We start from the raw sequence: 20,518 nt of genomic DNA, 5'->3' as shown, positions 1-20,518 counted from the left end.
CAGTTTTCACTCTCCTGTCCGCTGGGTTCCGAGTAATCGCCGTCGCATCTCATCGATGATGGCTGGGGATGGCTGTTCATCCGGTTGTGACGTAAGGGGTTGGTTCGACCCGGAGGATTGCGGGGCGGTCGTGGTGCTTTGGGAGGGAGTGGTGACCGCGTTATCGGCGGCACGCTGCGGGTGTAATGTCATGGTTCCCACCGGCCCACTCAGCGTGACTGTTCCTGCTTCGATGCTGGTCACTGTATAGCCTTCGATGCTCCCGCCTGCGCTGATGGCGATGGAGTGAGGTTCTCCCGCGAAAATCGCCTTGCGGTCACCTGGGCCGGTGATAATGCCGGTCAGGCGAGGCAAATTGATATGACCCGTTTCTGAACTTGGCAGCGGGCGTCGCCGTGGTGCGAACAGGGGCCGTGCAAGAATGACTTTGACTGCTTCCTCCGACGTAAAGGCGGGAAGGGGCGGGGTGGCAGCGGTGGTTTTTGGGGCAACAGTGCCCGGTTCGGCTCCCACGTGGGATGCCTCTGGTGCAAAAGCCAGTTTGAAGATGACCCCGATCAGGAGACAGCACAGGAAAAGAGGCAGCAACAGGCGGCTGATTGTCATGGCTGCGCCTGATGGGAGGAGGGGACAACAGCCAGTGCGGATACGGTCATGGTCATGTCGATGGGGGGTGAGTACCCAATGTCGCCAGGCTTGATCGCACCTGCAATGGAAGCGTGCATCTGTATTTCATCAGCAATGATCTGAGGGGAAGCCTCGCCAAGGCCGGCAATCAAGGCGATGATGGCGGGCCAGCTTCCTCGTACGGACAGGCGAAGGCTGATTTTCCGGTAGGTGCCGAGAGTGTCTGCGGGCAATGTTTCCACACTCAGCAGGGAAACGCCAGTTTGCTGGCTCAGTGCCCGCACGCTTTCCTGAATCTGGGCCGCATTGGCCGCATCGTTCGGGCTTTGCAGAAAGGCGGTATTCGCTGCATTTCCACGCTGCATGAGCGTGCGGGTTTTTTGTAGGGCAGGCAGGGATGCAACAGCCCCCTGCATATGTGCCAGCAGCGTAGTGCGATCCTCGATCCTGTACTGTCGTGCTGCGTACCAGCCCAGCAGCGGTGAGATGATGCCCAGCCATGTCACAACCACAGCCAACAGGGCAAGCCCGAAGGCACAGAACTGGCCTGCCCGGCCGGTAGGAAGTTTAAAGCTGTCGTTTGTGCCTGCCTGTGCCAGAAAACCCCTGATCATGGTCTTGCCTCCGGTCTTATATCCAGCCGGATGGCGAACAGGTCGGTTTTCTCATCCGGACTACGCATCACCGGAGCGGTAAAGGCCGCGTTGCGGATGAAAGGATTGTTGCTGAAGGATGCCATCAATTGGGCGGCTGCTCCTGACTGGCCGCTGATGGTGATGGCGCGGCGGGACAGGGTCAAATCGCTGATGAAACTGTCATCCGGCAGGGCATCGGTCAGAATTTTCAGCATGCCGAGTACATCTCCGCTGCGGCCGCCTCCTTCGGCCAGAGCCGCCTGTTTTGCCTGTTCCGCGGTATTGGTGCGGCGCAGGGCAGACGCTGCCTGTGCTTCTGGTTTGAGGCTGGCGATGGTCTTATCCAGCCGTCCCAGTGTCATCGATTGATGGATGAAAGGGGTTGCCACTGTGAGGATCAGCAGAGCGGCGCATCCTGCCCATGCCCATCGTGCCGCAATAGCATAGCGTCCCCTGTTCCGCTCCCGAATGTCGGCATTACGGATCGGAAACAGGATTGTTTCCGCCTCTACCTGACGGGGGAAGAAGCCGAGGCTATTCAGCCACGAAAGATGCGGTGGAAGCCAGGAGGAGGGGAGCAGATGCAAACGAATGGTCAGTTTCTGCTGCGCCTGATCGCGTGACAGGATGTCGTAGGTCCACAGCACAGTGTCAGCTGTAAAGGGTGTCAGGCGGTCCATTTCATGGGCCAGTACCTGGTCGAGCCATTCTTCGGCTGTCGTCGACAGGGTTACTGTGCGCATCAGGGGCAATATCCCGACGCTGTGCAGAACCGGAGTGGCCCGTTGTTGCCACTGGTCGAGAATACTGCGCAGGACGGCAAGCTCGGCGGCCTGTGTCGTGCGATAAATGCCCAGATTCTGCACGCGTGTACCCCGGATGAGGGATAGGGTAACACGGGGAGAAAGAAGGGGATCATCCTGTTCCACAATGGAAAGACGAAGCAAATTTTCGTGTCGCCCGGCCAGTGTCAGCAGACGTGCGCGGACCCTGGCAGGCAGGCAGGCAGCAAGATGCGTGCCCCACCATGTGAAAAAAGCGCCGATTTTGTCCGATAGCGGCTTCAGAGCCGTCCGGATGGGCGCCAGCAGGCGCGTGATGTGGGATGCTCCTGGAGCAAATGAAATCGTCATGGACGTTCCGTATCAATACGCGGCGCGATGATCAGAACCTGCTCCTTCTGGGTCAGGGAGCGGCGCAGGCTGAGGCGGATCAGGGATGGAATGGCAGGCCCTTCCCAGCGGCCGGACCAGTGACCCTGATCATCCTGATAGGCAATGGCCAGTGCCTGAACCGGCGCCAGCAGCGTGGCCTCCTGCCAGTGTAACGGATGCCGTGGGGTGCCGTTGATATGGCGTGTCCATCGCAGGGTCAGCGCATTATCCCGTACCAGCAGAACCATGTCGGCAAGAGTGGAGTCGGGGCTGGATGGATCATCCTCGCTGCCCGGCATCAGGGCGATGAAGAATAACATTCGATTGTCCCCGTGCGGCCAGGGAAGGGGATTGCTGTCATCGGTCGGCAGGCCGGGACGCATCGTACGCAGCAAGCTGCGCAGGGCGCGATCTGCGCCTTCCAGCGCGGGGCCACCTGCCTGCATCGCGTCCTGATGCTGCTGTGCCAGAAAACCGAAACGGGTGCCTTCGGTCAGCCCCACGATCAGAAAGCCCAGCACCACCAGCGCCACCAGAACTTCCAGCAGCGTAAATCCGGCATTCTCTTGCCTTCGATCGCCTGATCGCATCATCGCACCCCCGCCATTTGCCGGGTCACCAATGTGACGAGGGGCGGCATGCCATCTGTGCTGCTGACGGAGGAAGACCAGACCGAGACAGTGATTTCCGACAGCCACAGCGGCATTTGCAATCTCGGCGCCTGCATCAGCGGTCTCACCACGACACGCCAATGCATGGCGTTACGGTCCTCACCCTCCCATATATGGGTACGGGCCAGCGTTGCGGGCGCGGCATGGATCGTCTCATCCAGATGATTGCGCGCTATAACCAGAGCCAGCCTCATTTCCTCCGCCCGCCGGGCAGAGCGCAGGCCGATCAGACTGCCATCAAAAATTTCACTCAGCGCCAGAGCCAGAATGATGAAAGCGATCAGCGTTTCCAGCAGGGTGAAACCGCTCTCCCGGCCAGTGCCGTGTCCAGCTGTGGAGACATTACGGCACGACATTGACGGTGCCGGTCAATGGATTGGTCCGCACGTTGATAGAGGTAGACCCCGCACTGACAACAAGCCCGTCACCCTTCGCGCCGCCATGAGGCAGAAACAGCAATGTGACCTGGGTATCGTCACCCTGCTTTGCTGCTTCACTGTCTTGCGAGAGGCGATGCAGTGTGACGCCGCGCAGCTGTACAGGCATCGCGTTGTCCCGTTGCAGCGTGGCATGGTCCAGGTTGGCGGTGACCCTGACTGTATGACCTGACCAGATTGCCTGGCTGCGGGCGAGGCGAAATTCGATGGCGATGGCGCGTGCCGCATCCCGGGCTTTCAGTCCCTCCGGTATCCGTGTGCCGTATAACAGGGCAATCCCCGTCCCGACCCCCAGAATGGCCAGCACCACGAGCATTTCCAGCAGGGTAAATCCTGCTTGCCGACGGCCTGAATTGGAAGTCGCCTTTTTCATTGCGCGGCCAGATCGTTCAGGCTGAGCATAGCCATCAGCACGGAGCTGACAATTCCGGCGACCATTGCCCCCATGGCAACGGTGATGGAGGGTGTGACCAGCGACACGGCTCGCTGCATCCGGATGCGGAACGTATCTTCATGAATATCGGCAGCGCGCAGACAGAGCGGGCCGAGCCGGGCGCTTTCCTCACCCAGCCGCAAAAGCGCAATGGTACGGGCCGGGAACACGTTCTGTTCAGCGAGAGCATTGGCGAAGGAGCCCCCCTCACTGGCATTTTGCGCTGCCAGTCGTACAGCGTCGACGGCAGCGCGATTACCGAGGGTTTCACGAGCGATCCCGAGCGCATTGATGAGCGGCACGCCATTGACCAGCAGGCTGCCGAGCGTGCGTGTCAGCCTTGCGGCCAGCAATTCCCGCCAGATAGCCCCGATCAGCGGCAGGCGCAGGCCGAACCGATCCGCGACCAGACGCGGCCCGTCCCGTCGCAGCAGCCACCACACCCCTGTCAGCACCCCAAGCATGAGCATCAGCACTGTCGGCAGCCAGACGGACAGATTCCGGCTCAGCCCGAGCAGGAAACGGGTCGAGGCCGGCATCGCCGCCATGTTCTGCTCAAACAGAGGGGCAAATTCCGGCAGCACCTGTGTCAGCAGCAGGAGGACGGCACCGGTTGCGGTGACCAGCAGCAGCGCGGGGTAAATCAGGGCAGAGACCAGCGCGGCATTCATAGTCTGCTGTCGTTCCAGATAGGCTGCCAGCCGGTCCAGCGTGGCGGCCAGACTGCCTCCCGCCTCCCCCGCGCGGACCATACCGGTATAAAGGGGGGGAAACGCGCGGGGATGCTCAGCCATGGCATCGGCCAGCGGGCTGCCATCCCGCACCCGGTTCCGGACGGCTTCGATCAGGCGGACGGACTCCCGCCGTGCGCTGTGCTCTCCCACGAAGCGGAGCGCACGGTCCAGATCCTGTCCAGTTTCCAGCATGATGGAGAGTTCACGGGTGATGCGTGTCAGCTCCGCCTGCTTCATGCCGGTAATCGGACGGCGCAGGCGCTGCATCAGCGTGTTCAGCCTCAGCGGGGCAATCTCAAGTGGTACAAGGCCTCGCCCATGGAGGGCTGTTTCGGCTTCAGGCACGCTGGCGGCATACAGGGTTCCCTGAGTGATCTCTCCCGTGGTCGACAGGGCGGTGAACCGGAAGGCTATACCTCCTGTAGGGCTACCTGAATAATGCGCGGACTCACTCACAACGCGTCCTCACCATGGTGCAGGCAGCGTGTGATCTCCTCCAGCGAGGTTTCTCCGGCCAGTACGGCATCCAGCCCGGCCTCGAACATGGTGCGCATGCCGGCGGCGCGGGCTGCTTCCTCAATCTCGGCCTCCCCGGCGCGGGCATAGATCAACCGGTCAATCGCAGCATCGGGTTCCAGAAACTCCGCAACGGCCATCCGACCGCGATAGCCGGTCTGGCGGCAGGCCGGGCATCCAACGGGGTGCCATAAATGGGGCGTTTGCCCGGCAGGAGCGTGCTCGTCCAGTCGGAAGCGCTCGATCAGCGCCGATGGGGCCGGGGTCGATGTTTTGCAGGCCGGGCAGAGCACACGCACCAGACGCTGGGCCAGCACACCGCGCAACACGGCGGTCAGCAGGTAATCTTCCAGCCCCATATCGCGCAGCCGGGTTACGGTTGCGGCGGCGGAATTGGTATGCAGGGTGGACAGCACCAGATGTCCCGTCAGCGCCGCCTGTGCCGAGATCTGTGCGGTTTCGAGGTCGCGCACCTCGCCGACCATGATGACATCGGGATCTTGCCGCAGGATGGCACGCAGCAGTGCCGCGAAACTCAGGCCGATCTGGGGCTTTACCTGTATCTGGTTGATGCCCCGGAGCTGATATTCCACCGGGTCTTCGATGGTGACGATCTTGCGGGTCGGGCTGTTGAGACTGTTCAGCCCGGCATAAAGCGTCGTGGTCTTGCCGCTGCCGGTGGGGCCGGTGACCAGAACGATGCCATTCGGCATGGACAGACAACGTTCCAGCTTTTCCCGCACTGTCGCGCGCAGACCCAGACGATTGAATTCGAAAGCGACGGCGCTGCGGTCCAGAATACGCATCACCACTGTTTCGCCATACAGGGAAGGCACGGTGGAGACACGGAAATCGACCTCCTGCCCGCGTACGGCCAGCTTCAGCCGTCCATCCTGCGGCAGTCGGCGTTCGGCGATGTCCAGCCGGGCCATGATCTTGATACGGGATGTGATCGCCGCGGCCGAGCCGCCGCGCGCGGAGACGCCTTCCGCCTCATGCAGCACACCGTCATAGCGGTAGCGGATTGCGATCCGGTCTTCGAACGGCTCGATATGGATGTCGCTGGCACCGGTTTCGACTGCCCGGCTGATGATCTGGTTGACCAGCCTGATCACCGGCGCATCGCTGGACAGATCGCGCAGTCTCTCCGTGTCGTCGGCCCATCCGTCACTGTTTGGTTCCGCCTCGTTACCAGTATCCTGAAGTGCGTCTGTTTCAGGGTAAAGACGTTGCAGCGCGGTCTCCACCATGATCGGCACGGCGATGCCGATGCGCACAGGCCTGCCCAGCGCTGCTGCCACGGAGTCGCATGCAAATTGATCCAGCGGATCAGCCATGGCGAGGGTCACTGTGCCGTCCGTTGCGATAGAAACCGGTAGAATGCGGGAGGTACGCAGGAAACGCCGCGGCAATGTGCCGGCAAAAAGCGGAGTATCAGGAAAATCAGCCTCCTGAAGCAGGGGAGCATTCAGCAGGGCCGCATAAGCCTCGGCCAGATCACGCTCGGTCACGAGACCGAGACGCTGCATCACGACGTCGCGCCGCTCCCCGGTTTCGCGCGCCAGAGAGGTGGCACGGCTGACTGATGCAGAATCGCAATGGCCCAGGGACAGAAGAAGACTGGTCAGACGATCCTGTATCGCGCCGGTATCGGAGAGACCGACATCGGACTGCCTGAACACCTGAGCCGTATCATGTTGCATGGTCATATCCGCTTCTGCGTCTGTGCAGAAAAACATCAGCGCCGAGCGTATGGCGGCCTGTCAATTCAGAGTTATACGCCCCCTGCTCAATAAACTCGATGATTGCTGAAGCTGGTCATTGAGTCGAGGCGGAACCAGTGCCTGATGCATAAAGATCAATCAAAATCCTTTTCCCGCGCGAGTAATTATATCCGGCCATGGAATATCGCAGATCGGGGCTGAGCCCCTGTGCGGTGGCTGCGGCGAGGAAGGCGTTCCCATCCGGGCGGGCAATGGCGGCAATGGCCTGCTTGTGCTTCGCCAGCCAGGCGGCAGCGCTGGCGGCATCGGGAGCAAAAAACGTGTCGGTTCCGGCCAGGAATCGCAGGCTCGGCTCATTATAGCCTGCGGTCACCAGATCGAGTGGCGCGTGTGCCCCGTAAAGCTCTGCTGTTTCGATCCGGGCGGCCCGAGTGATGGCGGGGCTGAGCCAGAGGGTGCGCAGGGAAGGTAATTCCAGTCCCAGCATGCTCCAGCCGACCAGCGGTGCGCAGATCAGCAGCAGGCGGATATTGCGATAGGGTGTCGCGTCACGCTGACGGCGCGGCAGCAGTCCGGTCCCCAGTGCCAGCAGCATGACCATAGTAAGAAAAGCAGGGATGCCCAGCAGATCCTGCCAGTGCAGTCCCGGCATGATGACGAAGGGCAGGGCGATCGCGGCTCCCCCCAGCAACAGGCAGGAAAGCACGAACAGGATTTTTGCCAGCCATTGCATCCAGCGCGGCACTGCCAGCGTCTCCGCTATGGCTTTGCCGCCCAGCAGGGCGAGGGCAGGCAGCATGGGCAGGATATAATGCGGCAGTTTGGTTGGTACGGCCTCGAAAACGATCCATGACGGGATGATCCAGGCCAGCAGGAAGCGCATCACCGGTTCTGACCGGTGACGCCATGATGCCGGCAGGGCCTGAAGCACCACCAATGATCCGGGAAACAGGGTGATGATCAGCAGCAGGAGATGAAGCCCTGGTGGCGCGCCATGGCTGTCATCACCGCTGCGTACCTTGCTGGCCAGTTCCCCGCCAATCGCCTGCGCAAAGAATTGTCCGTGACTGGCAATGCCGATGGCAATGAACCATGGCAGGATCAGCGCGATGGCCAGCGGCAGCCCCCATCGCCAGCGCAGCGCGGCAAGCCAACGCGTCTGCCCCGGAATGCGGCGATCGGTAATCAGCAGGGTCAGCACCGTCAGGGCGCTGACCATCGGGGTGATCGGTCCCTTGATCAGAATCCCCGCGGCCATGGCGATCCAGAACAGCGCGGCCTGAACCGACCCGAATCTGGTATCCTGATCGCCTTGTCTGGCGACCAGATAGGCACGCCCGAGCAGCCCTTGCGCAGCGAGTGTCGCGGCCAGCAGGGCGGCATCGGTTTTCGCCATATGCGTTTCGACCAGCAGAATGACCGAGGCGCCCAGAATCCACGCACCGAGGAAAGCCCCCTTTCGTCCGACCAGCCTGATTCCAAAGCCGTATGTCATCCACACGGCCAGCAATCCGCCCAGCAGGGAGGGAAGGCGGTAGGGCCAGATCGGATTTTCCTGCGCCAGCCCGGCCTGTTGAGCAGCTTTCGCAAAGGGCACCTGCAGCCAGTAAATGCCGATCGGCTTGCGGTTACGCGGTTCGGTGCCGTTCATGATGGTGACGTAATCACCGGTTTCGATCATCTGCCGGCTGGCCTGTGCGAAGCGGCTTTCGTCGCGGTCGGAGGGTGGCAGGGTGAAAAAACCCGGTATCCACGCGATCAGGCAGAACAGGGTCAGGAACAGGATCTGGCGCATAGACTACGAATTACCACACCTGCCACGCCGCACCACCCCGAGGTGGCCTGCGATCAAGGGGGTGTGATAAGGGACATGCGTATCGCGTGCTTGCCGGAAAGGGCCGGGCCGCGCAAAAAGCCATGATGACAATTCGTTCTCCTTCTTCTTCCCGTCGCCCATCGGCTCCCCCCGTCGCTATGGACCCGACCAGAGATGCTGCCTGCCGTCTGTTGAATGCGGTGCTGGAGCAGCACCGTTCGTTGGAAGAGGCGCTGAATGCCCTGCCGCCGATGGAGCCGCGCGACCGTGCTGCCGCCCATCGTCTCGCTGCGGCGACGTTGCGCCGTCTCGGCACCATTGATGCCGTGCTGGAGCCGTTTTTAAGACGGGAGCCGCCTGCGCCGGTGCGGGACATCCTGCGTCTGGGCGCAGCCGGGTTGCTGTTTCTGGACACGCCCCCCCATGCTGCGGTCGGGACGGCGGTTGATCTGGCGCGTCAGCTGCGGCTGGCACCTTTCACCGGCCTGATCAATGCGGTGCTGCGCAAGGTGGCAACGGGTGGGCAGGAGATGCTGAACGGGTTGGACTCCCCCCGGCTGGACACGCCCGGCTGGCTGTGGACCGCGTGGGGCCGCGATGCCCGCGCCATTGCTCTGGCGCATCAGACGGAGGCTCCGCTCGATCTGACCTTGCGTCCCGGGATCACGCCACCTGCCGAGGGGATTTTACTCCCGAACGGCACAATAAGGCTGCCCCCCGGTACCCGCGTCAGCATTCTGCCGGGCTTTGAGGAGGGAGCATTCTGGGTTCAGGATGCGGCTGCTTCCTTGCCGGCGCGCCTGCTGGCGGCGCGGGAAGGGGAGAAGATTGTCGATCTGTGCGCCGCACCGGGTGGCAAGACCGCACAACTCGCCATGAGCGGGGCGGAGGTGATCGCGGTGGAGCGTGAAGCGGTGCGTGTGCCGCGCCTGCGTGAAAACCTGGCCCGGCTGCGTCTGGATGTGCAGGTGGCGGTGGCTGATGCGGCGGAATGGACTCCGCCGGCCGGTTTCGTGCCGGATGCCATCCTGCTGGATGCGCCATGCAGTGCCACCGGAACCATCCGCCGTCATCCTGATGTGCCGCATCTGAAGCGTCAGCGGGATATCACCGCGCTGACGGCGCAACAGGACCGCCTGCTGGCTGCAGCCCTTGCCATGCTGCGTCCCGGCGGTCGCCTGATCTATGCGGTCTGCTCCATGCAGCCGGAAGAAGGCCGCCAACGGATCGAGCATGCGCTGAAAACGCTTCCGTCCGTGACTTTGTCGCCCTTCACGGTGGAGGAACTGGCCTTCCTGCCGGGGGCGCGCACGGCGGAAGGATATTTGCGCACCCATCCGGGACTTGCGTTTGCCGGACCGGAAGGCTCACCCCCGATAACAGGGATGGACGGGTTTTTTGCTGCACGCCTGACGGTGCGATAGAGACCGGATCGGTCAGCGAGGGCGCGTGGTGGAAAGATCAAACTTTACGTAGGTCCGAACCGGTCGGTTGTGTTGATGGCACTGCCGTCGTTACAAGCAGATATGCGCGCCAGTCACCGATTCGAATCGATTTCATGAGTCCGCCTCCTCCCGCCTCCCGATGGGTCAGGGGTGCGCGCCGTGCGGCGGCGCGGCTGCCGACATTGCGCCTGAGCCGTGCGCCCGATGCACCGCTTGTCATGGTCCGTGATCTGTGGCCGGGCGATGCGACACGCGGGGCAAGATTGCTGCGGGGCGAATACGAACACTCCGGTATAATCCGCAGCCTTCAGCCCGGCGCATGGGGGGATAGCGCCGGCACTGCCGAGTTGCGGGCAGCCATTCACGGATTCTCCTGGCTGCGGGATCTTCGTGCGCTCGGTACTGATGGTGCGCGCCTGAAGGCACGGAGCATGGTGGCTGACTGGATCGGTGCTTCCGCACTCGACAACATCGCCACGCGCCCTGATGTAACAGGGGCCAGGGTGATGGCCTGGTTGGGGCATTACGATTTTTTTGCAGCTTCCGCGGATGACAATTTCCGTCAGCGTATGATGGCGCGACTGGTGGCGGATGCGCGGGCGCTGGCGTTCGAAATCCCCCCCGAAACCGCCGATGCACGCGCCTTGACCGTGTTAAAGGGGCTGCTTGCCGCTGCTATCGCGCTGCCGGACAAAGGGAGCTATCTGGCGCGGGTGCTGAAATGGCTGCCGAAGGAACTGGACCGCCAGATTCTGCCCGATGGCAGCCATGTCGAGCGTTCTCCGTCCGCACATTACGCCGCGTTGCGTGATCTGGTGGAAATGCGCGGATTGCTGCAAAGCGCACGCGTGCCGGTGCCGAATATTTTGCTGCTGGCGATCGAGCGTCTGGGACCGGCCTTGCGGGTTCTGCGACATGGCGACGGCGGCCTGGCGCTGTTCAATGGCAGCCGGGAAGAGAATGCCAGTCTGATCGATCTTGTGCTGGCCCAGGCGGGGCGCGGCGCGCGGGCGACCCATGACATGCAGCATGGTGGTTGGCAGAGGCTTCAGGCCGGGCGCTCGGTCGTGATCGTCGATACCGGTCTGCCGGCGCGGCGGGGGCTGGACCGTCATGCGCATGCGGGCACGCTGGCCTTTGAATTTTCGTCCGGGCGCGATCGGATCATCACCAATTGCGGCGCTTTGCCCGCAGGCGGCCCGGAATGGCGGGAGGCAACCCGCGCCACCGCTGCCCATTCGACGCTGGTGATGGCCGATACCAGCTCCTCCGAAGTGACCGCGGATGGTCTGGGCCGTCGTCCCTCCCGCGTAACAGCAGAGCGTCTGGAGTCCGAGGGCGCCATCTGGCTGGAGGCGACCCATGATGGCTGGCGACAAAGCGCCGGTCTGGTGCATCGCCGCCATTTATACATGGCTGCCAACGGCGATGATGTGCGCGGCGAAGATAGTCTGGAAGGCGGTGAGCCGCGCCCCTATGTCCTGCGTTTTCATCTCCATCCGGCGGTGCATGCGATCCGCCAGACCCAGGCCATGGAGAATACGGGGGCAGAGGCCCGGACACAGTCTGTCGAACCGGCTGCGGTCGATGGAGCGGTGTCGGGTGAGGAGGCGATCACTGAAAAGCCGGCCGCCACGTTGCGGGATTCAATCCTGCTGCGTACCCCGCAGGCTGCATGGCTGATGCAGGTGGAGGGCGGCACCATCACGGTGGAAGAAAGCGTCTATCTCGGAGGTCAGATGCCGAGACAGGCCGAACAGGTCGTGATCTCCGTGCCTCCGGACGGCCCGCGCTGCGTCAAATGGGCCATCACCCGCAAGGCAAAAGAATGAGCGTCAGCGCTTGAAGATTCTGGAAATCACCAATGTCGACTTCGCGCTGCGGCATTTCATTCTTCCGGTGATGAGAGCGGCACGGGATCGGGGGCATGAGGTGGTGGGGGCCTGTGCGGATGGTCCGTTACTCTCCGCTGTCCGGGCGGAAGGCTTCCGGGTCGAGACGGTGCCGATGGTGCGGCGTATCTCACCGCAGGCCCAGTGGCGGGCATTTCGTGCTCTGGTGAGACTGATTCGTGCCGAGCAGCCCGATATGGTGCATGCCCATATGCCTATCAGTGGCTTTCTGGCGCGTCTGGCGGCGCGGGCCTGCGGTGTGCCCTGTATTGCCTACACATGCCATGGATTTTTGTTCAATCAGCCATCCCCTCTGCCGCGGCGTATCGTGTCCTGGGTCATGGAGGCGATTGCCGGACGGGTGACGCATGTATTCCTGACCGTTTCCACCGAAGAATCACGGGATGCTCGCCGTCTTTTGATCCATCGCCATGCCATCCCGGTCGGGAATGGGCGCGACCCGGCGGTATTCCGCCCTGATCCTGAAGCGCGCCGACGTATCAGGCAGGCGCTTGGTACACCGATGGATCGACCGGTGGTGATCGTCGTTTCCCGTCTGGTCCGTCACAAGGGGCATCTGGAACTGCTGGAGGCGATGCGCTCGGTTCCGGAGGCCGAGTTATGGGTGGTGGGGGAGCGTCTGTCCTCCGATCACGGGGAGGATCTGGAACCGGCTTTCCAGCAGGCCGCCGCGCCGGATGCGCTGGGGCCGAGGCTGCGCCGCCTGGGATACCGCGAGGATATTCCCGCGCTGCTGGCTGCTGCCGATATCTTCACCCTGCCAAGCTGGTTCGAGGGGCTGCCAATGTCTATCGTCGAGGCGATGCTCTGCGGTCTGCCGGTGGTGGCGACCTCGGTACGGGGCCCGAGAGAACAGGTCGTGGATGGTGAAACCGGTTTCCTGGTGCCGCCCCGCGCAGCGGCCCCTCTGGCGCAGGCTTTGACCAGGCTTGCAACATCCCCCGCCCTGTGTGCCCGGATGGGGATGGCAGGACGACAACGGGCGCTCGATCACTATGTCGAACAGATAGTCATCGGGCGGAGTCTCGATCTGCTGGGCCTGTAAAGAAGCAGGTTAGAGCCTATATCAGGCAGTGGTATGATGGTCTCCATCCTCCGTCCCTGAATCTTTTGTGACCAAAAACGGTAACAGATGCTGGACGGCACGAAGCAGGATGTGAAAAGCTCATATCCGGGCTGGGCTGCTGAGTCGTCCTGCCGGCTAGTTTTCCGGCACTGCAACCCAATATCCAGCTCATCGATGCCGCGCAAAGGAGCCTGCGCGGTGGACCGGATCGGTTTCCGGTCCCTGCCTGCGGCCCCCAGGATCAAGGAGCGTTGCCCATCCATGTTGTCCCGCAACCTTGAGCAGACGCTTCACCGGGCCTTGTCTCTGGCCAGTGAACGTCACCACGAATACGCAACCCTCGAACATCTTCTGCTGGGATTGGCGGAAGACGCCGACGCTGTCGCGGTCCTGCGTGCCTGCGGTGTCGATATAGACAAACTGCGCACGGATCTGACGGAATTTCTGGACAAGGATCTGTCCGGTCTGGCCAGTGAGCGTGCCAGCGATCCAAAACCGACGGCCGGTTTCCAGCGCGTGGTGCAGCGTGCCGCCATTCATGTCCAGTCCTCGGGCCGTGATGAAGTCACCGGCGCCAACGTGCTGGTCGCGCTGTTCAGCGAGCGTGAGAGTCATGCGGTCTATTTCCTGCAACTTCAGGATATGACCCGGCTGGATGCGGTGAATTTTATCAGCCATGGCATCGCCAAGGCGCCCGGCCGTTCACAGACCCGCCCCGTGCAGGGCTCGGCCAGCGGTAGCAATGGCGGGGGTGAACCCTCAGGACCTGAAAGCGAGCGCGAGGAAAAATCGAGCCGCCGTAAGGAGGACGCGCTGTCGACCTATTGCGTTGACCTGAACAAGAAGGCGCGGGCCGGCAAGATCGACCCCCTGATCGGACGTGATACGGAGATCGAGCGTACCATCCAGATCCTGTGCCGCCGTACCAAGAACAACCCGCTCTATGTCGGTGATCCCGGCGTGGGCAAGACGGCCATTGCCGAGGGACTGGCCAAGCGCATCGTTGAAAGCGATGTGCCGGAAGTTCTGCTCAACAGCACCATCTATGCGCTGGATATGGGGGCTCTGCTGGCGGGCACACGCTATCGTGGTGATTTCGAGGAGCGGCTGAAGGCGGTGGTCACCGAGCTGGAAAACCATCCAGGTGCGGTGCTGTTCATCGACGAAATCCATACCGTGATCGGTGCCGGGGCCACCAGTGGCGGGGCAATGGATGCTTCCAACCTGCTGAAACCAGCCCTTGCTTCCGGTGCTTTACGCTGCATCGGCAGCACGACCTATAAGGAATTTCGCAACTACTTTGAAAAAGACCGTGCGCTGGTGCGCCGTTTTCAGAAAATCGACGTCAATGAGCCGTCGGTGGAGGATGCGGTCAAGATTCTGCGCGGGCTGAAGACGAATTACGAGACTCACCACAAGGTCACCTACACCGAAGAAGCCATTCGTGGCGCGGTGGAGTTGGCCGCGAAATACATCCATGATCGCAAGCTGCCGGACAAGGCCATCGACGTGATCGACGAGGTCGGTGCCAGCCGCATGCTGTTGCCGGAGCACAAACGGCGCAAGACGGTGACGTTGCAGGATGTGGAGGACATTGTCGCCCGCATTGCCCGCATCCCACCCAAAAGCGTCAGTGCCGACGATAAGGAAACGCTGCGCACGCTGGAACGCGATCTGAAAGCGATGGTGTTCGGGCAGGATAAAGCAATCGAGGCTCTTTCTGCCGCCATCAAGCTCAGCCGTGCCGGTCTGCGCGATGCCGAGAAGCCGATCGGTAACTATCTGTTCTCCGGACCGACGGGCGTGGGTAAAACCGAGGTGGCGCGTCAGTTGGCGACGACGCTGGGCATAGAGCTGATTCGCTTCGACATGAGCGAATATATGGAGCGTCATAGTATCTCCCGTCTGATCGGTGCGCCGCCGGGCTATGTCGGGTTTGATCAGGGTGGTTTGCTGACGGATGCGATCGACCAGCATCCTCATGCGGTTCTGCTGCTGGATGAGGTCGAGAAAGCGCATCCCGATCTCTACAATATTCTGTTGCAGGTGATGGATCATGGAAAATTGACCGATCACAACGGCAAGATCGTCGATTTCCGTAACGTCATCCTGATTATGACCACTAATGCCGGTGCGTCCGATATGGCGAAAGAGGCCATCGGTTTCGGTCGTGAGGCACGTGTTGGCGAGGATGAGGACGCGGTCAAGCGTCTGTTTACGCCGGAATTCCGCAACCGTCTGGATGCCGTCATTCCATTCGGCAACCTGACCGCGGAAATTGTCGGTCGCGTGGTTGAGAAATTCGTGATGCAGCTCGAAGCCCAGCTGGCGGACCGCAATGTCACGATCGAACTGAACTCCGCCGCGAAGGAATGGCTGGCTGAGCGTGGCTATGACAGGCTGTACGGTGCGCGTCCATTGGCGCGCGTCATTCAGGAATACATCAAGAAGCCGCTGGCCGAGGAATTGTTGTTCGGCAAGCTGGTCAAAGGCGGTTCTGTCAAGGTCACGCTGAAAGACGATGCGCTTGAATTCGATATTGTCGAGGCCAGTGCACCAGCCTTGCCGAGACCGGATGCCAATGATGGCGGTGAGGAATTGGCGGCTGAAACAGCGGATTGATTGGTAAAAGCTGTGCATGAAATAAAAAACCCGGGTCAACAGATCCGGGTTTTTTTGTGCTTTACAGGGAAGTTTGAGAACGATCCAGCCACAGAAGACGAGTGTCTCCGGGGCGGTTGAGACCATAGCAGCTCGCTCTCCGCGAAGTTGGAATTTGAGCCTGTGGCACAAAAAGAAGGCATCTGTGCGCTTAGAAAACAAGCAGAAAGAGGCTTGCAGTGAGACGTGATCTTATGGAGGCCTTAAAATTCTACTGATCACGTGATTGGCATGCATCGTGCTAGGTAACGTATGCGACTAGGGTTCCGGCTGCCTGTGCAGTGACTGGTCCGAGAGTCGCAATCCGGTACCTCCTTTCAGGAAAGGGCTGGACACACGGCGGGATAAAAGCCCGGGAGGTTCAAGCCGAGGGGAACGGTTTCCGTTCCTGTCGGGCAGGCCTCTTTCTTGCCTTCCCGCAGAGCCATCGCTCCCCCCGGATAGACGAAACGTAGATCCGGAGTTCCGAAGATGGCCTTTTCCTTCAAGAACATGACGATTGCCGCCACGGCTCTGGCTTGTGCCGTGACCTTTACCGCCCCCGCAGAGGCAGCCGAAAAAACTGATTTCAGGATTGCATGGACCATTTATGCCGGCTGGATGCCGTGGCCCTATGCGCAAGAGGTTGGGATCGTCAAGAAATGGGCCGATCAATACGGTATCAAGATCACGCTTGTGCAGGTCAATGACTATGTTGAGTCGGTCAATCAATACACGGCTGGCAAGTTCGATGGCGTGACTGTCGCCAATATGGATGCCCTGACCATTCCCGCGGCTGGCGGTGTCGATACAACCGCCCTGCTGGTAGGGGACTATTCCAATGGCAATGACGGGGTGGTTCTGAAAAAGGCGAAATCACTGAAGGACATCAAAGGCCAGAAAATCAATCTGGTGGAGTTGTCCGTTTCTCATTACCTGCTGGCCCGCGCACTGGATTCAGTCAAACTATCAGAAAAGGACGTTAAAACCGTCAATACCTCTGATGCCGATATCGTTGGGGCTGCGGCCAGCCCGAATGTCACCGCCGTGGTGACCTGGAACCCGCAACTTTCGGAGGTGCTGAAGAACCCCGAAATGACCGAGGTTTTCGATTCCAGCAAGATCCCCGGCGAGATTATGGATCTGACCGTGGTCAACAGCCGGACTCTGAAAGACAATCCGAAGCTGGGCAAGGCTCTGGCGGGTGCCTGGTATGAAACCATGGCCCTGATGACCCGGAATGATGAGGCCGGCAAGGCCGCCCGCGCCGAGATGGCCAAACTGTCGGGTACCGATCTGCGTGGTTTCGAATCCCAGTTGAAAACCACTTTCCTGTATGCCGACCCCAAAGCCGCCGCGGCCTTTACGCGCAGCCCGGAGGCTTTCAAGGCCATGGATCTGGTACGGAGCTTCTCGTTCGAACACCACCTGCTGGGCGATGGCGCCCAGAGCAAGGATGCGGTCGGTATCAGCTTCCCCGGCGGCAAGGTGCTGGGCGACACGAACAACGTCAAGCTGCGCTTCGACGACACCTATGAGCAACTGGCGGCTGACGGCAAGCTGTAAGCATCGCCCGCCCCTGACGGAGAATGCTCATGGCGCGACGATTGCTCAACCGGCATCCCGGAAAAATAGCACGGTTCTATCTGGGATTACTGCCCTTCATTGTCCTGATTGTGCTTTATGCCGCCGCGTCAGCGATGCGGCTGGCCGATAATCCTGCCGACAAGCTTCTGCCCAGCTTCACCGCGCTGGGGGAAGGCATCGCGCGGGTGGCCTTCCGGGCCGATCCCCGCACCGGTTCCGTGCTGCTGTGGGCCGATACGGCTGCCAGTCTGATGCGGATCGGCATCGGCCTGACGGTCGCCACGCTCCTGGCGTTGCTGGTGGGTATCGCCAATGGCATCCTTCCTTATGTCAGGGCCGGGTTGTCGCCATTGGTGGCGGTCATTTCCATGATCCCGCCGATGGCGGTGCTCCCCATTCTGTTCATCATCTTCGGGCTGGACGAGTTGTCGAAGGTGGTGCTGATCGTCATCGGCGTGGCGCCATGTCTGATGCGCAACCTTCAGGCCCGCGTGCAGGAAATGCCGGGCGAGCAACTGATCAAGGCACAGACTCTCGGCGCATCGAGCTGGCAGATCATAGTACGAGTGGTTTTGCCGCAGATGCTGCCGCGCCTGATCGAGTCCGTGCGGCTGTCGCTGGGACCGGCCTGGCTGTTCCTGATCTCGGCCGAGGCGATCGCGGCGGATGTGGGCCTGGGTTATCGCATCTTTCTGGTCCGGCGTTACCTCGCCATGGATGTGATCCTGCCTTATGTCGCCTGGATCACCTTTCTGGCTCTGCTGTGTGATCTTGGCCTGCGCCTGCTGAACCGCACCCTGTTTCCATGGCTGGATGCCGGGCGGAGGAGCGCATGACCCACGTTTCCGTCTCCAATGTCTGGAAGGAATATGATGGCCAGGTGATCCTGGAAAAGGTCGATCTGGAAGTCGCATCCCACTCCTTCGTGTCCATTGTCGGCCCGTCCGGCTGCGGCAAATCGACCTTCCTGCGCATGTTGTTGAGTCAGGAAATCCCCAGCCGCGGTGAAATCCGTATCGATGGCGCGCCGCTGCCCCCTGAGCCGACCGAGGAGCGTGGCGTGGTGTTCCAGCGCTATTCCGTGTTCCCGCATCTGACGGTATTGCAGAACGTCGCTTTCGGGCTGGAGATGAAGGCCGCCCCTGTTCTGGGCCGCCTGTTCGGTGCCGGACGCCGTGCTCTGTTCGACCAGTGCCGTGAGATCATCACGGCTGTGGGGCTGGATCATGCGCGGGACAAATACCCGGCCCAGTTATCCGGTGGCATGCAGCAGCGTCTGGCGATTGCCCAGGCTTTGATCAAGAAGCCCAAGGTGCTGCTTCTGGACGAACCCTTCGGAGCGCTGGATCCAGGCATCCGTGCCGACATGCACGAGTTGATGCTGACCCTGTTCGAGGAAACCGGTCTCACTGTCTTCATGGTCACCCATGATCTGAAAGAGGCCTTTCATCTGGGCACCCGGTTGATCGCCTTTGATCACTACCGCACCCGCCCCGAAGAAAGAGGAGTTTATGGGGCGACGATCACCTTCGATCTGCCGCTGGAGCGGACCAGTTCGAAGCAGAAGACCGAAGCCATGAGCGTGTTGAAAAACAGGCTCGGCACCGCTGATGCAAGCGGCGATCACTAACTGATTTCACTCACTGATTTCACTCTGGCCTGCCGGGACGACCCGGCCAGAAGCAAAAGGCCCTGTTCGGCGGGACGACCTGCCGGGGAGACAGAGGATTATGAGTCAGGACGTTCTCTATCGGGATGTGATTCCCGGCGGCAAACACTGGTCCTTCACGCTCAAACGCGGCACCTTGCTGCGCCTGACCGATCTGGAGGGTGGGGCCAATGTCGGCATGCTGTTTTACAATCCCGCCAACCTGCTGGAGCGCTATAATGCGCCCGACAGCCTGAAGTGCCAGCACACCTTCAAGCTGACCCGCGGCAATTGCCTCTATTCCGATATGGGGCGGATTTTCTGCTCGATCATCGAGGATAGTCTGGGCTGGCACGACACGGTCTGCGGCAACAGCACCAGGTCCAGCGTCGCCCATAAATGGCAGCCTGTGGATTACCAGACCGGTCATAATGACTGGACCCAGAATGGCCATGACAGCTTTCTGGTGGAAGGCGCGAAATACGGTCTGGGGCGGCGCGATCTGGCCTCCAACGTGAACTGGTTCAGTAAGGTGGCTGTTGCCGCCGATGGAACTCTTCTTTTCGATGCCACCCATTCCAGACCGGGTGCGCATGTGACGCTGCGCTTCGAGATGGATACGCTTGTTCTGCTGCATACCTGTCCGCATCCGCTTAATCCGTCAGCCAGCTATCCCCGCCACCCGGTGGCCTATGAGCTTTTGCAAGCGGAGCCAGTCGCCGAGGATGATGCCTGCAAACATTTCCGTCCTGAAAATGAACGCGGTTTTGAAAACAATCGAATCTATCACCTGTGTTCTTGCGGATCGGAGGGCTGAACCATGATCAGGGAAAGCAATCTCGCCCCGGAAAACGCCAGCTATCGCAACACGGTCAAGGCCGGTGATTACTGGATGCATGTCGTCAAGGCCGGTCAGAATCTTCGCATTGTCGATCTGGAGGGCAATCAATCCGCCGACACCCTGTTCTTTTCGGCAAAAGATCCGTCTGAACGCTACTCAGCCGAGAATACCGTCCGTGAGCAGGGCAATGTCTATCTGACCACCGGCAGCAAGCTTTATTCCCAGGACGGCAATGTGATGCTGGAAATCACCGCCGATACCGTTGGCCGTCACGATACTCTGGGCGGGGCCTGTGCGACTGAATCCAACACAGTGCGCTATGCTCTGGACAAAAAGACCATGCATGCATGCCGTGATTCCTGGTTGCTGGCGGTGGCCGAGAACGATCATCTGGGCCTGACCAAGCGTGACATCGCCCACAACATCAATTTTTTCATGAATGTGCCGGTCACGCCCGAAGGCGGCCTGACCTTCGAGGATGGGCTGTCGGCACCCGGCAAATATGTCGAGATGATCGCGGCGATGGATGTGATCGTGCTGATCTCGAACTGCCCGCAGCTCAACAACCCCTGCAATGCCTACAACCCCACGCCCATCGAAGTGGTGGTGTGGGACGCGGCCTGACCAAAAG

Annotated in this window: 18 protein-coding genes and 1 riboswitch; of the genes, 9 read left to right on the top strand and 9 right to left on the bottom strand. The window is 61.0% G+C overall.

The features are described from left to right. Positions 1–6: 6 nt before the first annotated feature. The 9 genes from GBCGDNIH1_RS21305 to GBCGDNIH1_RS21265 all read right to left on the bottom strand — a co-directional run bounded on the left by GBCGDNIH1_RS21305 (position 7) and on the right by GBCGDNIH1_RS21265 (position 8,726). On the bottom strand, positions 7–606 hold the full coding sequence (locus GBCGDNIH1_RS21305; protein ID WP_011632465.1) for a hypothetical protein: 600 nt from the start codon (positions 604–606) through the stop codon (positions 7–9). Further along, positions 603–1,241 (bottom strand): type II secretion system protein GspM, encoded by a 639-nt coding sequence (gene gspM, locus GBCGDNIH1_RS21300; RefSeq protein WP_011632464.1) that lies wholly within the window; start codon positions 1,239–1,241, stop codon positions 603–605. The genes GBCGDNIH1_RS21305 and gspM overlap by 4 nt, the downstream gene beginning before the upstream one ends. Further along, on the bottom strand, positions 1,238–2,395 hold the full coding sequence (locus GBCGDNIH1_RS21295) for a PilN domain-containing protein (RefSeq protein ID WP_011632463.1): 1,158 nt from the start codon (positions 2,393–2,395) through the stop codon (positions 1,238–1,240). Before GBCGDNIH1_RS21295 ends, gspM begins: the two co-directional genes overlap by 4 nt. After that, positions 2,392–3,009: a prepilin-type N-terminal cleavage/methylation domain-containing protein gene (locus GBCGDNIH1_RS21290; RefSeq protein ID WP_011632462.1), complete on the bottom strand. Its 618-nt coding sequence runs from the start codon at positions 3,007–3,009 to the stop codon at positions 2,392–2,394. Before GBCGDNIH1_RS21290 ends, GBCGDNIH1_RS21295 begins: the two co-directional genes overlap by 4 nt. After that, complete coding sequence (locus tag GBCGDNIH1_RS21285; protein ID WP_011632461.1) at positions 3,006–3,443, bottom strand: type IV pilus modification PilV family protein; 438 nt, start codon at positions 3,441–3,443, stop codon at positions 3,006–3,008. The genes GBCGDNIH1_RS21290 and GBCGDNIH1_RS21285 overlap by 4 nt, the downstream gene beginning before the upstream one ends. Continuing rightward, complete coding sequence (locus GBCGDNIH1_RS21280) at positions 3,430–3,897, bottom strand: GspH/FimT family pseudopilin (RefSeq protein ID WP_011632460.1); 468 nt, start codon at positions 3,895–3,897, stop codon at positions 3,430–3,432. Before GBCGDNIH1_RS21280 ends, GBCGDNIH1_RS21285 begins: the two co-directional genes overlap by 14 nt. Next, positions 3,894–5,147 carry a type II secretion system F family protein gene (locus GBCGDNIH1_RS21275; RefSeq protein ID WP_011632459.1) on the bottom strand — a complete coding sequence of 418 codons (1,254 nt, stop codon included), beginning with the start codon at positions 5,145–5,147 and terminating at the stop codon, positions 3,894–3,896. The genes GBCGDNIH1_RS21280 and GBCGDNIH1_RS21275 overlap by 4 nt, the downstream gene beginning before the upstream one ends. Next, the gene (locus tag GBCGDNIH1_RS21270; RefSeq protein WP_050748553.1) at positions 5,144–6,910 is read right to left on the bottom strand and encodes a GspE/PulE family protein; all 1,767 of its coding nucleotides are present in this window, start codon (positions 6,908–6,910) and stop codon (positions 5,144–5,146) included. The genes GBCGDNIH1_RS21275 and GBCGDNIH1_RS21270 overlap by 4 nt, the downstream gene beginning before the upstream one ends. Positions 6,911–7,025: 115 nt before the next feature. Then, the gene (locus GBCGDNIH1_RS21265; protein WP_011632457.1) at positions 7,026–8,726 is read right to left on the bottom strand and encodes an ArnT family glycosyltransferase; all 1,701 of its coding nucleotides are present in this window, start codon (positions 8,724–8,726) and stop codon (positions 7,026–7,028) included. Positions 8,727–8,848: 122 nt separating this feature from the next. Between GBCGDNIH1_RS21265 and GBCGDNIH1_RS21260 the strand changes: the two genes are divergently transcribed. From GBCGDNIH1_RS21260 to GBCGDNIH1_RS21220, 9 genes are all read left to right on the top strand, one after another. Further along, on the top strand, positions 8,849–10,171 hold the full coding sequence (locus tag GBCGDNIH1_RS21260) for an RsmB/NOP family class I SAM-dependent RNA methyltransferase (protein ID WP_043454260.1): 1,323 nt from the start codon (positions 8,849–8,851) through the stop codon (positions 10,169–10,171). Between the two features lie 134 nt (positions 10,172–10,305). Then, on the top strand, positions 10,306–12,024 hold the full coding sequence (locus tag GBCGDNIH1_RS21255) for a heparinase II/III family protein (protein WP_011632455.1): 1,719 nt from the start codon (positions 10,306–10,308) through the stop codon (positions 12,022–12,024). 10 nt (positions 12,025–12,034) lie between these two features. Continuing rightward, on the top strand, positions 12,035–13,150 hold the full coding sequence (locus GBCGDNIH1_RS21250; RefSeq protein ID WP_011632454.1) for a glycosyltransferase family 4 protein: 1,116 nt from the start codon (positions 12,035–12,037) through the stop codon (positions 13,148–13,150). Positions 13,151–13,432: 282 nt separating this feature from the next. Next, the gene (clpA, locus tag GBCGDNIH1_RS21245) at positions 13,433–15,793 is read left to right on the top strand and encodes an ATP-dependent Clp protease ATP-binding subunit ClpA (protein WP_025287135.1); all 2,361 of its coding nucleotides are present in this window, start codon (positions 13,433–13,435) and stop codon (positions 15,791–15,793) included. A gap of 286 nt (positions 15,794–16,079) precedes the next feature. Further along, positions 16,080–16,193: riboswitch (guanidine-I (ykkC/yxkD leader) on the top strand. 110 nt (positions 16,194–16,303) lie between these two features. Continuing rightward, a complete protein-coding gene (locus tag GBCGDNIH1_RS21240; RefSeq protein ID WP_011632452.1) occupies positions 16,304–17,377 on the top strand; it encodes a putative urea ABC transporter substrate-binding protein in 1,074 nt (357 codons plus the stop codon). Positions 17,378–17,406: 29 nt separating this feature from the next. Then, the gene (locus GBCGDNIH1_RS21235; RefSeq protein WP_043452964.1) at positions 17,407–18,234 is read left to right on the top strand and encodes an ABC transporter permease; all 828 of its coding nucleotides are present in this window, start codon (positions 17,407–17,409) and stop codon (positions 18,232–18,234) included. Then, on the top strand, positions 18,231–19,028 hold the full coding sequence (locus tag GBCGDNIH1_RS21230; RefSeq protein WP_011632450.1) for an ABC transporter ATP-binding protein: 798 nt from the start codon (positions 18,231–18,233) through the stop codon (positions 19,026–19,028). The genes GBCGDNIH1_RS21235 and GBCGDNIH1_RS21230 overlap by 4 nt, the downstream gene beginning before the upstream one ends. A gap of 100 nt (positions 19,029–19,128) precedes the next feature. Beyond that, on the top strand, positions 19,129–19,863 hold the full coding sequence (locus tag GBCGDNIH1_RS21225) for an urea amidolyase associated protein UAAP1 (protein WP_011632449.1): 735 nt from the start codon (positions 19,129–19,131) through the stop codon (positions 19,861–19,863). A 3-nt stretch (positions 19,864–19,866) separates the two neighbouring features. Continuing rightward, positions 19,867–20,511 (top strand): urea amidolyase associated protein UAAP2, encoded by a 645-nt coding sequence (locus tag GBCGDNIH1_RS21220; RefSeq protein ID WP_011632448.1) that lies wholly within the window; start codon positions 19,867–19,869, stop codon positions 20,509–20,511. Positions 20,512–20,518 lie beyond the last annotated feature (7 nt).

Source organism: Granulibacter bethesdensis CGDNIH1, from assembly GCF_000014285.2.
Classification (GTDB): Bacteria; Pseudomonadota; Alphaproteobacteria; order Acetobacterales; family Acetobacteraceae; genus Granulibacter; species Granulibacter bethesdensis.
Note: the sequence above shows the minus strand (reverse complement) of the source record. Positions and strands in the feature narration are given on the sequence as shown.

Excerpts from the sequence above, each read along its gene's own strand:
- GBCGDNIH1_RS21305 (WP_011632465.1), bottom strand. The coding sequence starts at position 606 with ATGACAATCAGCCGCCTGTTGCTGCCTCTTTTCCTGTGCTGTCTCCTG.
- gspM (WP_011632464.1), bottom strand. The coding sequence starts at position 1,241 with ATGATCAGGGGTTTTCTGGCACAGGCAGGCACAAACGACAGCTTTAAA.
- GBCGDNIH1_RS21295 (WP_011632463.1), bottom strand. The coding sequence starts at position 2,395 with ATGACGATTTCATTTGCTCCAGGAGCATCCCACATCACGCGCCTGCTG.
- GBCGDNIH1_RS21290 (WP_011632462.1), bottom strand. The coding sequence starts at position 3,009 with ATGATGCGATCAGGCGATCGAAGGCAAGAGAATGCCGGATTTACGCTG.
- GBCGDNIH1_RS21285 (WP_011632461.1), bottom strand. The coding sequence starts at position 3,443 with ATGTCGTGCCGTAATGTCTCCACAGCTGGACACGGCACTGGCCGGGAG.
- GBCGDNIH1_RS21280 (WP_011632460.1), bottom strand. The coding sequence starts at position 3,897 with ATGAAAAAGGCGACTTCCAATTCAGGCCGTCGGCAAGCAGGATTTACC.
- GBCGDNIH1_RS21270 (WP_050748553.1), bottom strand. The coding sequence starts at position 6,910 with ATGCAACATGATACGGCTCAGGTGTTCAGGCAGTCCGATGTCGGTCTC.
- GBCGDNIH1_RS21265 (WP_011632457.1), bottom strand. The coding sequence starts at position 8,726 with ATGCGCCAGATCCTGTTCCTGACCCTGTTCTGCCTGATCGCGTGGATA.
- GBCGDNIH1_RS21260 (WP_043454260.1), top strand. The coding sequence starts at position 8,849 with ATGATGACAATTCGTTCTCCTTCTTCTTCCCGTCGCCCATCGGCTCCC.
- GBCGDNIH1_RS21255 (WP_011632455.1), top strand. The coding sequence starts at position 10,306 with ATGAGTCCGCCTCCTCCCGCCTCCCGATGGGTCAGGGGTGCGCGCCGT.
- clpA (WP_025287135.1), top strand. The coding sequence starts at position 13,433 with ATGTTGTCCCGCAACCTTGAGCAGACGCTTCACCGGGCCTTGTCTCTG.
- GBCGDNIH1_RS21240 (WP_011632452.1), top strand. The coding sequence starts at position 16,304 with ATGGCCTTTTCCTTCAAGAACATGACGATTGCCGCCACGGCTCTGGCT.
- GBCGDNIH1_RS21235 (WP_043452964.1), top strand. The coding sequence starts at position 17,407 with ATGGCGCGACGATTGCTCAACCGGCATCCCGGAAAAATAGCACGGTTC.
- GBCGDNIH1_RS21230 (WP_011632450.1), top strand. The coding sequence starts at position 18,231 with ATGACCCACGTTTCCGTCTCCAATGTCTGGAAGGAATATGATGGCCAG.
- GBCGDNIH1_RS21225 (WP_011632449.1), top strand. The coding sequence starts at position 19,129 with ATGAGTCAGGACGTTCTCTATCGGGATGTGATTCCCGGCGGCAAACAC.
- GBCGDNIH1_RS21220 (WP_011632448.1), top strand. The coding sequence starts at position 19,867 with ATGATCAGGGAAAGCAATCTCGCCCCGGAAAACGCCAGCTATCGCAAC.